The 12,490-nt window shown below is 71.4% G+C and carries 11 protein-coding genes; 7 read left to right on the top strand and 4 right to left on the bottom strand.

The window, feature by feature from the left end:
- Positions 1-32: 32 nt before the first annotated feature.
- The 4 genes from QMC84_RS02790 to QMC84_RS02775 all read left to right on the top strand — a co-directional run bounded on the left by QMC84_RS02790 (position 33) and on the right by QMC84_RS02775 (position 7,053).
- Complete coding sequence (locus QMC84_RS02790; protein ID WP_300371559.1) at positions 33-2,462, top strand: hypothetical protein; 2,430 nt, start codon at positions 33-35, stop codon at positions 2,460-2,462.
- Between the two features lie 127 nt (positions 2,463-2,589).
- The gene (locus tag QMC84_RS02785; RefSeq protein ID WP_300371557.1) at positions 2,590-5,724 is read left to right on the top strand and encodes a heterodisulfide reductase-related iron-sulfur binding cluster; all 3,135 of its coding nucleotides are present in this window, start codon (positions 2,590-2,592) and stop codon (positions 5,722-5,724) included.
- Between the two features lie 98 nt (positions 5,725-5,822).
- Complete coding sequence (locus tag QMC84_RS02780; RefSeq protein WP_300371555.1) at positions 5,823-6,089, top strand: hypothetical protein; 267 nt, start codon at positions 5,823-5,825, stop codon at positions 6,087-6,089.
- A 10-nt stretch (positions 6,090-6,099) separates the two neighbouring features.
- Positions 6,100-7,053, top strand: a complete 954-nt coding sequence (locus QMC84_RS02775) for a hypothetical protein (RefSeq protein ID WP_300371553.1) — start codon at positions 6,100-6,102, stop codon at positions 7,051-7,053.
- On the opposite strand, the gene QMC84_RS02770 is transcribed toward QMC84_RS02775, so the two are convergent.
- Together QMC84_RS02770 and QMC84_RS02765 are read right to left on the bottom strand one after the other, a co-directional pair.
- Positions 7,035-7,313, bottom strand: a complete 279-nt coding sequence (locus QMC84_RS02770) for a hypothetical protein (protein WP_300371551.1) — start codon at positions 7,311-7,313, stop codon at positions 7,035-7,037. The genes QMC84_RS02775 and QMC84_RS02770 overlap by 19 nt on opposite strands.
- A gap of 10 nt (positions 7,314-7,323) precedes the next feature.
- A complete protein-coding gene (locus QMC84_RS02765) occupies positions 7,324-9,054 on the bottom strand; it encodes a sodium:solute symporter family protein (protein WP_300372294.1) in 1,731 nt (576 codons plus the stop codon).
- A 181-nt stretch (positions 9,055-9,235) separates the two neighbouring features.
- Between QMC84_RS02765 and QMC84_RS02760 the strand changes: the two genes are divergently transcribed.
- From QMC84_RS02760 to QMC84_RS02750, 3 genes are read left to right on the top strand one after another with little or no spacing between them, the layout of a single operon-like run.
- The gene (locus QMC84_RS02760; protein WP_300371549.1) at positions 9,236-9,769 is read left to right on the top strand and encodes a pilus assembly protein HicB; all 534 of its coding nucleotides are present in this window, start codon (positions 9,236-9,238) and stop codon (positions 9,767-9,769) included.
- 39 nt (positions 9,770-9,808) lie between these two features.
- Positions 9,809-10,666, top strand: coding sequence for a DUF4097 family beta strand repeat-containing protein (locus tag QMC84_RS02755; RefSeq protein ID WP_300371547.1), 858 nt, complete (start codon positions 9,809-9,811; stop codon positions 10,664-10,666).
- 60 nt (positions 10,667-10,726) lie between these two features.
- Positions 10,727-10,882, top strand: a complete 156-nt coding sequence (locus QMC84_RS02750; RefSeq protein WP_300371545.1) for a hypothetical protein — start codon at positions 10,727-10,729, stop codon at positions 10,880-10,882.
- Here the strand turns inward: QMC84_RS02750 and QMC84_RS02745 are convergent, their stop codons facing one another.
- Together QMC84_RS02745 and dcd are read right to left on the bottom strand one after the other, a co-directional pair.
- A complete protein-coding gene (locus tag QMC84_RS02745) occupies positions 10,883-11,836 on the bottom strand; it encodes a siderophore-interacting protein (RefSeq protein WP_300371543.1) in 954 nt (317 codons plus the stop codon).
- A 27-nt stretch (positions 11,837-11,863) separates the two neighbouring features.
- Positions 11,864-12,439: a dCTP deaminase gene (dcd, locus tag QMC84_RS02740; RefSeq protein WP_300371541.1), complete on the bottom strand. Its 576-nt coding sequence runs from the start codon at positions 12,437-12,439 to the stop codon at positions 11,864-11,866.
- Between the last annotated feature and the right edge of the window lie 51 nt (positions 12,440-12,490).

Below are 12,490 nucleotides of genomic sequence, written 5' to 3'. Positions count from 1 at the left end.
GTTGAGGCACCAGACGAGGCGAGGAGTGCTGGGTGAGAGAGAAGAGTCCGGCCCGACGGCTGGCCTGGGCCCTGGTGGCGGCGGTGGTCGCGGTGGGCACCGCGATCTCGATGGGCGGGGCCGCGGGGCAACGGCCGGGCGGGCTGGGTGAGCGCTACGCGTTCGCCCAGGACGCGCTCGGCGGCCTGGGCGTCGACAAGAACGCGATCTCCCGGGCGGGTGACCTGGGCGACCTGACCCGGGACCCCACGACCGCGGCGGAGAAGGCCGCGGCCACGGCGTACGTCGACCGCGAGCGCGCACTGCCCGACCCCGAGCTGACGACGGCACCGGTCACCGGCCCGCGGCACCTGCACCCGCAGGACCGCTACGCCCTGGCCGGGGGCTGCTACACCCTCACCGCGGACGGCGACCCGTTCTACTTCAAGGCCACGGACCTCGGCAGCTACCTGATCTACGACGCCGACCGGGCCTTCCTGCTCGCCGACGGCAGCCGCGCCGACCAGCCGGGCGCCGACGCCGTGTGGGACATCTCCCGCGCGGGCGCGGGCCGCTACTCCTTCCGCAACGGCACCGGCGCGCTGACCCTCGAGGGCGCGACGTCGTTCCGGCCGACCCGCGCGGCCGGCTGCACGCCGTACCCCGAGTCCCAGATCGACATCAGCGGCCGCCCGCACGCGGGCGTGACGCCGTTCCAGGAGGTCCGTGGCTACGTGGACGGGCACACCCACGGGATGGCCTTCGAGTTCCTCGGGGGCGACGTCCACTGCGGCAAGCCCTGGGACCGGTACGGCGCGCCGTACGCGCTGGTCGACTGCCCCGACCACACCGCCACCGGCGGGTACGGCGGCGTCCTGGAGTCGGTGCTCTCCGGCGAGCCGCACCACGACCCGGTCGGCTGGCCGACCTTCAAGGACTGGCCGGCGCCGAACTCGCTGACCCACGAGGGCACCTACTACCGCTGGTTGGAGCGCTCCTGGCGGGGTGGCCAGCGGATCTTCGTCAACCTGCTCGTCGAGAACAACCAGCTCTGCCAGATCTACCCGATCAAGCGGAACTCCTGCGACGACATGGAGTCGGTGCGCCTGCAGGCCAAGGACATGTACGCCATGCAGGACTACATCGACGCCCAGTTCGGCGGTCCCGGCAAGGGCTTCTACCGGATCGTCAAGAGCCCCTACCAGGCCCGGAGGGTGATCAACGCCGGGAAGATGGCGGTGGTCATGGGGATCGAGACCAGCGTCCCGTTCGGCTGCACGTTCAAGGCGCAGCCGGGCGGCGACGTGCCGGCCTGCGACGTCGACGACATCGACGCCCAGCTCGACCAGGTCAAGCGGATGGGCGTGCGCCAGATGGAGCTCGTCAACAAGTTCGACAACGCGCTGTCCGGCATCGCCGGCGACAACGGCGAGGTCGGGGTCGCGGTCAACAGCGCGAACTTCCTCGAGACCGGCACGTTCTGGGACATGGAGCACTGCGAGCCCGAGATCCCGGGCGCGCACGACCACAACCAGCTCGCGGCGCCCGACATCTCGGCCGGCCAGCAGGACGCGCTGTTCGGCGCGATCGGCGAGCTCTTCGGCCCGCTCAACCTGCCGGCGCTCCCGGTCTACCCGCCGCCGGACCACTGCAACAGCCGCGGCCTGACCACGCTCGGCGAGTACACGATCAAGGGTCTCGCCCAGCGGCACATGATCTTCGACCCCGACCACATGAGCGTGAAGGCCCGGACCCAGGCGCTCGACCAGATCGACGACCTGGGGTACCACGGCGTCATCTCCAGTCACTCCTGGGCCACGCCCGACGCCTACCCGCGGATCTACGAGGAGGGCGGGTTCATCACGCCGTACGCCGGCGACTCCACCGGCTTCGTCGAGAAGTGGCGCACCCACCTCGGCTGGGCGGACCCGCGCTACTACTGGGGGATCGGGTACGGCGCGGACATGAACGGACTCGGGGCGCAGGGCGACCCGCGGGGCGCGGACGTACCCAACCCGGTCGGCTACCCCTTCACCGGCCTCGGCGGCGTGCAGGTCGACCGGCAGCACGCCGGCGAGCGCGTCTACGACATCAACGTCGACGGCGTCGCGCAGTACGGCCTCTACCCCGACTGGATCCAGGACCTCGGTCAGGTCGCCGATGCCCAGCACCAGGGCGACGGGGCGCGGATCAAGGACGACATGGCACGCGGCGCCGAGGCGTACCTGCAGATGTGGGAGCGGGCCGAGGGCATCGCCCCCGACTCCTGCCGCAACCCCGGCCTGCGCAAGCCGCTCGGCCGGGCGCTCGCCCTGGTCCGCCCCGGGATGACCACCAAGCAGGTGATGCAGGCCGTCGGCCAGCCCTACACGCGGCTCGGCACGACGTACGGCTTCTGCGCGAAGACGTCCTCGGACCCGAAGGTGCTGGTGACGGTGACGTTCTCCCGCGCAGGTCGGGTCGCCGAAGTTACCAACCGGTAGGATCCTTCTCACGCCTCCGGGGGACTGACGGACCCCGCGACTGCCAATAGGCTCGCGGGCACGCCCCGGCTGAGACATCCGGGGCGACATCGGGCGGCGACACCAAACACGTGACAGGGAGCTACCAGTGACTGCAGTGCTGATCTTGGGTCTCGTGATCAACGCGATCGCCCTGCCGATCGCGGGGAAGCGGGCCCTGTTCCTCTACCGCCTGATCAGCAGCGGCCAGCCTGCCCCCGACCGGATCGCGGGGGTGACCCGGCGCCTCGGCGCCGCCGCCAAGCGGCAGGTCGTCGAGGTGTTCGGCCAGCGCAAGATGCTGAAGTGGACGGTGCCCGGCTCCGCGCACTTCTTCGTGATGTGGGCCTTCTTCATCCTCGCCACCGTCTACTTCGAGGCGTACGCCGTCCTGTTCGCGCGCGACCCCGGCTGGCACTGGCTCGTCTTCAACAGCTGGGGCGTCCTCGGCTTCCTCCAGGACTTCATCGCCGTGATGTGCACGCTCGGCATCGTGGTCTTCTGGGCCATCCGGCTGCGCAACCAGCCCCAGCAGATGGGGCGCAAGTCCCGCTTCTTCGGCTCGCACCTCGGACCGGCGTACTTCACGCTGTTCATGATCTTCAACGTCATCTGGACGATGTTCCTGTTCCGCGGGGCGGTCGAGTCCCGCGACATGGGCACCGAGCACGGCTACGGCAAGGCGGCGTTCGTCTCCTACCTGCTCGGCAAGGTGCTGCCGGACAGCACCGCCCTGATCGGCATCGGCCTGCTCCTGCACATCGGCGTGATGCTGGCGTTCTTGATCTTCGTGCTGAACTCCAAGCACCTGCACATCTTCCTGGCGCCGCTCAACGTGCTCTTCGGCCGCGAGCCGAAGGCGCTCGGTGCGGTCAAGCCGCTGATCTCGGCGGGCAAGCCGGTCACGCTCGACGACATCGACGACCTCGACGAGGACGCCAAGCTCGGCGCCGGGGCGATCGAGGACTTCACCTGGAAGGGCCTGCTCGACATGGCGACCTGCACCGAGTGCGGTCGATGCCAGTCGCAGTGCCCCGCCTGGAACACCGAGAAGCCGCTGTCGCCGAAGCTGATGATCATGGCGCTGCGCGACGCGTCGTTCGCGAAGGCGCCGTACCTCCTCGCCGGCGAGGACAAGCGCGCCGGCCTGCTCGAGGGCAGCGACACGCTCACCAAGGAGGCGGAGCGGCCGCTGGTCGGCGACACCGGTGACGAGTGGTTCTACATGCCCGAGGACGGCTCGGCGGTCATCGACCCCGACGTGCTCTGGTCCTGCGTCACCTGCGGCGCCTGCGTCGAGCAGTGCCCCGTCGACATCGAGCACGTCGACCACATCGTCGACATGCGCCGCTACCAGGTGCTCGTCGAGTCGAACTTCCCCAGCGAGCTCAACCAGCTGTTCCGTGGCCTGGAGAACAACGGCAACCCGTGGAACATGTCGCCCAACGCCCGGATGGACTGGGCCAAGGGCCTGGACTTCGAGGTCAAGGTCGTCGGCGAGACGATCGAGTCCCTGGACGAGGTCGAGTGGCTGTTCTGGGTCGGCTGCGCCGGCGCGTACGAGGACCGGGCGAAGAAGACCACCCGCGCGGTCGCCGAGCTGCTCGACATCGCCGGCGTGTCCTTCGGCGTCCTCGGCAACGGCGAGACCTGCACCGGCGACCCGGCCCGGCGAGCCGGCAACGAGTTCGTCTTCCAGGGGCTCGCCCAGCAGAACGTCGAGACGTTCAAGCAGACGCGGGTCAAGAAGGTCGTCTCGACCTGCGCCCACTGCTTCAACACGCTCAAGAACGAGTACAAGGAGTTCGGCATCGAGCTCGAGGTCGTGCACCACACCCAGCTCCTCAACCGGCTGGTGCGCGAGGGCAGGCTGACCCCGGTGAACGACGGCGCCGGCGCACACCAGCGCAAGATCACCTACCACGACCCGTGCTACATCGGCCGCCACAACGGGGTGTACGCGCCGCCGCGCGAGCTGCTCCAGGTGCTGCCGGGCGCCGAGGTCGTCGAGATGGAGCGCAACTCCGAGCGGTCGTTCTGCTGCGGCGCCGGTGGTGCTCGCATGTGGATGGAGGAGACCATCGGCGAGCGGATCAACGAGAACCGCACGGCCGAGGCCGTCGGGACCGGCGCCGACCAGATCGCGGTCGGCTGCCCGTTCTGCCGGGTGATGCTCTCCGACGGGCTCACCGCCCAGCAGGACAAGGGCGCGGCGCGCCCCGAGGTCGAGGTCCTCGACGTCGCTCAGATGCTGCTCGCCTCGGTGAAGGGCGTGATGGCCACCCGGCACGCGCCGGGCTCGGTCGGCACGACCGCGCCTGCGGCCCGCTCCGAGGAGACCAAGGCGGAACCCGAGCCGGGTGACGCGACCCAGACCGCCGACACCGTCACCGAGACCGCGGACGTGGGGCCGGCGGCGAAGGCCTCCGGCGGGTCGTCGCTGTTCGACACCCCGGCCGACTCGGTGACCGCCACGGAGGACAAGTCCGTCACGGAGGAGGCCCAGGCCGCCAAGCCGGCGTCCTCGGGCGGCTCACTGTTCGACCTCGGCGGCGACACCGACTCGACCGTCGAGGCGAAGCCGACGCCCGAGGCGCAGACCGAGGTCGCCAACACCGGCAGCGACACCGCGACCACCGGGTCGTTGTTCGACATCGCCGACGACAAGCCGGCCGAGCAGGCGGAGCAGGCGAAGGCGGAGCAGGCGAAGGCGCAGGAGCCGAAGGCCGAGACCCCCGAGCCGCCGGCGCCGACGACCGCGGCCGCCGGCCCGGACCTCGGCTCGGGCTCGCTGTTCGACATCGCCGCCGACGAGCCGGCCGCCCCGGCACCGAAGGCCGAGGAGCCCAAGGCCGAGGAGCCCGTGGCCACGGCACCGAAGGCCGAGGAGCCCGCGGCCGCCGCACCCGCGGTCGAGGAGAAGCCCGAGATCGACCTGGGCTCGGGCGGCTCGCTGTTCGACATCGCGGCCCCCGACCCGCAGGAGCTCAGCGCCTCGGCGACCGCGGCCGCCAACGCCGCCTCCGGCACGACGCCGGAGCCGGAGCCGGAGCCGGAGCCGGAGCCGGAGGCCGAGCCCGAGGCCGAGCCCGAGGCCGTTGCCGAGCCCGAGGTCGAGGAGCCGGCGGCGGAGCAGTCCGCGCAGCCCATGGAGGAGAAGCCGAAGCCGCCCGCCGGCGGCGCGGCGCACCAGCCGAAGACCGATGTCGACATCAACGACACCGGGTCGCTCTTCGACCTGTGACCCGACGGGTCGTGTGCCCCTGGACGCGCCATGGCGCGTGGTGGGGCACACGACCCGTTCCTCGTTCCGGGCCCGAGGCGTGGCGGACCTGCACCGAGATGGGCGAGTACGCCGGCCGGGCCTGCCCGCTCTCCCCCGTGGACGTGCTGACGGAGCACCGCGCGGTCGCCTACGTCGAGACCTCGGACAGCAGCTGCCTGCAGACCTACGGCCCGGTGCCGCCCGACCTGCGCAAGCTGGATCGGGTCGCGATCGTGCCGGCCCCGGGCTCGGTGGACTCGTGCACCGACGACTTCGCGGTGCAGCTGTTCATGAACGCCGACGGCGACCTCGCGGCCGTCTCTCTTCTCATGGGCGAGCCCTAACGTCGACAGTGTGGACCCGCAGGCGTACGTCGACGCCAGGTGGCACGCGCTGCTGCGTGCCGCGGTCGACCTCGGGGTTCCCGAGGAGGACGCCCCGGCGCTGGTCCGGCGGGTGCTCGCCGACCAGCACCGGCGGATCCGCCGCGCGGAGGACCCCGACCCGCTCGTGCACGCCGCCCTCGCGGACGCGATCCGCGGGCCCCGCCCATCCCGACGGCCACCGTGGCGGGTCCTCGCGGGCACCCTCGGTGCGCTCGCCGTGGTGGTGGCCGCGGTTGCGGTCACCCGTCCGGACCACCCGGCCGCCGACCACCTCGGGCCCGATCAGGTGCCGTCGGTGTTCGGCTACGACGACCGGGCCGCCCACGACCTGCTCGCCGGGCTCGGTCTCGAGGTCACCGTCGAGCCGATCCGGGCGTGCGAGGTCGCGGGCCGCGCGCTGGGCAGCGATCCCCAGCGCGGCGAGCGGTTCGAGCGGGGCGACGCGATCACGCTCTACACCGCGGTGCCGGCGAGCATCACCTGCCTGACCGACTACCAGCGGCGCGCGACCGCCTGGCAGCTCGTCGACCTCGCCGGCGGGCGGGGCGCCGGGCCCCCGTTCGCCGACCGGGTGCGCGTCTACACCGGGGCCGAGGCCCCGACCGTGCTCACCCACGACCAGGCGGCCGACCCGGACGCGTGGGCGCGGACCGGCGTGCTGGACGCCCTGCAGGAGGCGGTCTCCGGGGTGCTGCTGACCGACGAGCGGCCGCCGACGTACGCCGTCCCGGCGGTCCGGATCGTGCCCGCCACCGAGGGCCTGGGCGCGTGCGGGGCGCCGGAGCCGTGGGTCGCCGGCAGCGGCGACGCGTTTGCCGTGCTGGTCCTCCCGCCGGACCGGTCCGGCTGTCCGCTGCGGCTCGAGGTCTACCGCGAGGACGGCGCGGTCGACGCCGTCGCGCTCTACGCCGGGTCGTCCTGAGGGCGGTCGTGGTGGGCCGGCACCACGACCGGGCGCAGGCGTGCCCAGGTCACGAACCCCACGCCGACGACGATCATCACCAGGCCCGCCCAGAGGTTGGCGTTGACATCGCCGGTCTTGTCCGACTCCTGGTCGCCGAACAGGCCCATCAGGGTGAGGATCACGCCGTACACGCCGACCAGGCCGCCGATGATGTTGCGGATGTCGAGCAGGCCGGCGGTGTGCCGACCGGTGCGGGCGCTGGAGTTGCTCTCGGACATGGCGTCTCCTCTAGAAGATGACGTTCAAGATGATGACGAGGACCAGGGCTACCCCGGCGAGCGGGAGCGTGCGCTGGTACCACGGGTGGCCGGCCTCGTCCGGATCGACGAGGTCCTCGCGCGGGGTCTCGGAGTAGACCAGGCCGCGCAGCTCCTCCACCGGCTTCGCCGGGGTGACGGCCGAGACCGCGATGCTCAGCACGATGTCGACCACGAACGCGACACCGGCGGCGACGAACGCGGCGCCCTGGCCGCTGATCGGCAGCGTCCCGGTGCTCCAGGAGCCGAACGCGTCCTCGCTGAGGAACGCGACGACCACGGCCGACACGGTGCCCGCGACAAGACCGACCCAGCCCGCGGTCGCGGACATCCGCTTCCAGAACATCCCGAGGATGAAGGTCGCGAACAGCGGCGCGTTGAAGAACCCGAACAGGACCTGGAGGTAGTTCATGATGTTGCTGAAGTTGCTCGCCAGACCGGCGGTGAAGATCGCGATCACGGTGGCCACCACCGTCGCGACCCGGCCGACGACCAGGTAGTGGTGGTCGTCGCGGTCCTTGCGGACGTACTGCTGCCAGAGGTCGTAGCTCAGCACGGTGTTGAACGCGGAGATGTTGGCGGCCATGCCGGCCATGAAGGCGGCCAGCAGGCCGGTGATCGCCAGCCCGAGCAGGCCGTTGGGAAGCACGTCGCGCATCAGGTAGAGCAGCGCGTCGTTGTAGGCGACCCCGTCCCCCGACGCGCCGCCGGGCACGCTCTGGCCGGCCTTGACCTGGCCGATCTCGGTCACCAGGCCGGCGGCGATCATGCCCGGGATGATCGTGATGAAGGGGACGAACATCTTGGGGAACGCGCCGATGATCGGGGTCTTGCGGGCCGCGGAGATGGAGTTCGAGGCCATCGCGCGCTGGACCTCGACGAAGTTCGTGGTCCAGTAGCCGAAGGACAGCACGAACCCGAGCCCGAAGACGATGCCGATCACCGAGAGCAGCGAGGAGTCGAACCCGGTCAGCGGCAGCCCGGGCCAGGAGTTCAGCTGCTGGTCGGCCGGCGGGATGACGTCGGGGTGCGCCTGGGCGGCCTCGGTGATCTTGTCCGAGAGCCCGCCCCAGCCGCCGATGCGGTGCAGCCCGATCAGGGTCAGCGGAAGCAGTCCGGCGACGATCACGAAGAACTGCAGGACCTCGTTGTAGATCGCCGCGCTCAGGCCGCCGAGGGTGATGTAGGAGAGCACGATGGCGGCCGCGACGATGAGCGCCACCCACAGCGGCCAGCCGAGCAGCGCGTGCACGATGCTGCCGAGCAGGAACAGGTTGATGCCGGCGATCAGCAGCTGAGCGACCGCGAACGAGATCGCGTTGACCAGGTGGGCGCCGGTCCCGAACCGGCGGCGCATGAACTCCGGCACCGAGCGGACCTTGGAGCCGTAGTAGAAGGGCATCATCACGACACCCAGGAACAGCATCGCCGGGATCGCGCCGATCCAGAAGTAGTGGACCGTCGGCAGCCCGAACTGCGCTCCCGACGCCGACATGCCCATGATCTCGACGGCGCCCAGGTTCGCGGAGATGAAGGCCAGGCCGGTGACCCAGGCGGGCAGCGAGCGGCCGGAGAGGAAGAAGTCGACCGAGTCGGAGATCTGGCGACGGGCGATCACGCCGATACCGAGGACGACCGCGAAGTACAGCGCGACGATCAGGTAGTCGATGAGGTTGGCCGAGATGATCGTGTCGCTGGCCAGGACGGTCGGACTCGCCATGGTGAAGACCTTTCCGTGCAACCGATCCGGTGATCGGGTCCGCGGTGGACCAACGGATCACGTGCCCGGACACCCGCCGGCCGAAACCTCGCACACCATGATGACGCCATGATGACGTCACCCGGTGTTGACATGACGTCATTGTGATGTCATCGTGGTGCGCATGGACATCACGCCGTACGTCGAGAGCCTCCGCCGCGACCTCCTGGCCGCCGCCGAGGCGGCCGGGCCGGAGGCCCGGCAGGCGACCGAGCGGCTGGCCTTCGCCCTCGACCCGGCCGCCCGGCTCGCCCTGATGGAGGCGGTCTCCCAGGCCGCCGCCGAGATCACCGCCGAGCTGCCGGACGGCGGCGTGGACGTCCGGCTCAACGGCCGCGAGCTGGACTTCGTCGTGCACACCACGCCGGCGTCCCCCATGGAGACGCCGGCCCCGACCACGCCGGACGACGAGCCCGAGGACGACGGCAACGTCGCCCGGATCACGCTGCGGATCCCGGAGTCGGTCAAGACCAGGGCCGAGGAGCTGGCCGCCCGCTCCGGACACTCGCTCAACACCTGGCTGGTCACCGTGGTCCGCGCCGCGACCCGGGAGAGCGCGATCAACGTCGACATCGACCTGTCCAGCATCCCCTTCCTCAGCGGCAACGACCCCTTCGGCGGCAAGCGCGGGAACCGCCGGATGACCGGCTGGATCTAGCCACCACTCGGACTCCCGGGACCGGCACCAGGCCGGCCCGTGGCTGACTACACCCTCACGCAGGAGAGCACGATGACCGAGCACCACTTCGAGACCCCCCGACCCGTCCGCCTGCTCGCCGAGATCGGCAAGGGCTCGGTGAAGATCGAGGCGACCGACACCACGCAGACCCACGTCGAGGTCCGCGGCCGCGACGCCGAGCAGACGCTGGTCCGCCAGGACGGGGACCAGGTCAGCGTGATCGGCCCCAAGCAGCGCGGCGGCTTCTTCGGCGGCGACAGCCGCCTCGACGTCGTCGTCACGCTGCCCGCCGCCAGCGACCTGGTGGTCCGCACGGGCAGCGCCGACATCATGGTCAGCGGCACCGTCGCCACCACCCAGCTCAAGAGCGGCTCGGGCGACGTCGAGGTGGACACCGCCGACGGTCCCCTCGTGGTCGAGACCGGCTCGGGCGACGTCCGCATCGAGTCCGCCCGCGCCGACCTCAAGGCCAAGAGCGGATCGGGCGACGTGCTGGTCGTCGACGCGGCCGCCGCCGTACTCGTCTCCACCGGCTCCGGCGACGTGCAGCTGTGGAACACCCGCGGCACCGCCGTCGTGAAGACCGGGTCCGGCGACCTCAAGGTCGGCGAGGCCGAGGGCGACGTCGCGCTGACGACCGGGTCCGGTGACCTGGTCGTCACCCGGGCGCACCGCGGTCGGGTCACGGTGAAGGGCGCCTCCGGGGACGTCGCGATCGGCATCCCGGCCGGCGTCCCGGTGTGGACCGACATCGCCACCGTCGCCGGCGAGATCCGCTCGAGCCTCAGTGGCACCGGGCAGCCCCGTGAGGGGGCCGACCACGTCGAGGTGCGGGCGAAGACGGTCAGCGGCGACATCCACCTGACCGAGGCCTGACCGAGGTCTGACCCCTGCCGTCCCAGCCGTCCACCCACCACCCACCCGTAGGAGAACGTCATGGAGTACAGCAACGTGGTCCTCGACGCCGAGGTCGCGCGCCAACAGCTCGCCGAGCGGATCGCCCGCGCGAGCGCCCCCCGGGTCCCCGCCACCACCTACCGCCACCTGCTCGCCCAGCGGCTGCGCCGGGCCGCGACCCGGATCGACAACTGATCAGGAGCGCATCGCCACGCCGCGGCGCCAGTAGCCCATGAAGGCGACCTGCCGGCGGTCCAGGCCGAGGTCGGTGACCAGGGCCCGGCGCAGCGCGGTGACCAGACCGGACTCCCCGGCGATCCAGGCGTAGAGGTCGTCGAGGTCGTGGCCCACGAGGGTCACCGCCGCGTCGACCTCCTCACCGGAGGAGGAGTACGTCGGCGTCTCCCACAGATCGGGGTCGACCTCGCCGACCTCGTCTGCGTCCTCGTCCCGCAGGCCGCCCACCCCGAGGTGCTCGAGCACGGCGGCGTGCACGAGCGACCCGAGCGGCGCTCCCTCGCGCGGCAGCCAGACGACCTGCACGCCCTCGGGGTGCGCGACCGACTGCACGTCGGCGGCGGTCGGGACCTCGAGGAAGACCGCCCCCCGGGCCCGCCAGGGCAGCTGGCCCAGGATCGCGCACACCGCCGGGACCGCGGTCTCGTCGCCGACCAGCAGCAGCCGCGACGCCGTACCCGGCTCGAACTCGATGCCGCCGAACTCATGGCCGCGACGCGGCGCCAGCAGCACCAGCCGGTCCCCGACCCGGGCCCGCGCGGCCCACGACGCACCGGGGCCGGCCGGGCCGTCGGCACCGTGGACGGCGAAGTCGACGACCAGCCGGGTGTCGGAGCCCGCGCCGCGGACGTCGCGCACGGTGTAGGTGCGCAGGTGGCCGCGCTCCTCGACCGGGCGCTCCAGCCAGGCGGCGTACCAGGACTCCTCCGCGCCGGTGAACGAGGGCAGCGGGCCGTCGCCGTGCGGGAGGATCAGCTTGATCCGCTGGTCGTACAGCGGCCCGTCGACGCCGAAGTCGGCGAGGCACGGGCCGCCCAGCTCGACCCGGACGAAGGACGGGGAGAGCCGTTCGACCCGGACCACCTCGACCTGGTCGAGGATCATCGGCAGCCGGGTCGGGGTGATCGTCATGAGGTTAGGCTAGCCTAACCCCATGGTTCAGATCCGGGTGCGGTGGAAGTTCTGGTACGACCGCGAGGGCGTCGGGCCGCGCTGGCCCTGGTAGCGCGAGCCGTACTTCGCCGAGCCGTAGGGGTGCTCGGAGGGCGAGGAGAGCCGGAAGAAGCAGAACTGGCCGATCTTCATGCCGGGGTAGAGCTTGATCGGCAGCGTCGCGACGTTGGCCAGCTCGAGCGTGACGTGCCCGGAGAACCCGGGGTCCACGAAGCCCGCGGTGGCGTGGGTGAGCAGGCCGAGGCGACCGAGCGAGGACTTGCCCTCCACCCGTGCCGCGATGTCGTCAGGCAGCGTGACGACCTCGTACGTCGACCCCAGGACGAACTCGCCCGGGTGCAGGATGAACGGCTCCTCGCCCTCGGGCTCGACCAGCCGGGTCAGGTCGGACTGGTCTGCGGCGGGGTCGATGTGCGGGTACTTGTGGTTCTCGAAGACCCGGAAGTACCGGTCCAGCCGCACGTCGATCGACGACGGCTGGAGCATGTCCGGGTCGTAGGGCTCGAGGGCGACCCGCCCGGCGTCGATCTCGACCAGGATGTCGCGGTCTGACAGCAGCACGCGGACAACCTACCGGCCCCCACCCGCCGTGGGCAGCGGACGCCGGGACCG

Origin of the sequence: Nocardioides sp., assembly GCF_030019515.1 — a bacterium.
GTDB lineage: Bacteria > Actinomycetota > Actinomycetes > Propionibacteriales > Nocardioidaceae > Nocardioides.
This window is presented reverse-complemented; position numbering and strand designations above follow the sequence as displayed.

Coding starts and splice junctions, on each gene's coding strand:
- QMC84_RS02780 (WP_300371555.1), top strand. CDS start 5,823: ATGGGCGAGTACGCCGGCCGGGCCTGCCCGCTCTCCCCCGTGGACGTG.
- QMC84_RS02770 (WP_300371551.1), bottom strand. CDS start 7,313: ATGTCCGAGAGCAACTCCAGCGCCCGCACCGGTCGGCACACCGCCGGC.
- QMC84_RS02760 (WP_300371549.1), top strand. CDS start 9,236: ATGGACATCACGCCGTACGTCGAGAGCCTCCGCCGCGACCTCCTGGCC.
- QMC84_RS02750 (WP_300371545.1), top strand. CDS start 10,727: ATGGAGTACAGCAACGTGGTCCTCGACGCCGAGGTCGCGCGCCAACAG.
- QMC84_RS02745 (WP_300371543.1), bottom strand. CDS start 11,836: ATGACGATCACCCCGACCCGGCTGCCGATGATCCTCGACCAGGTCGAG.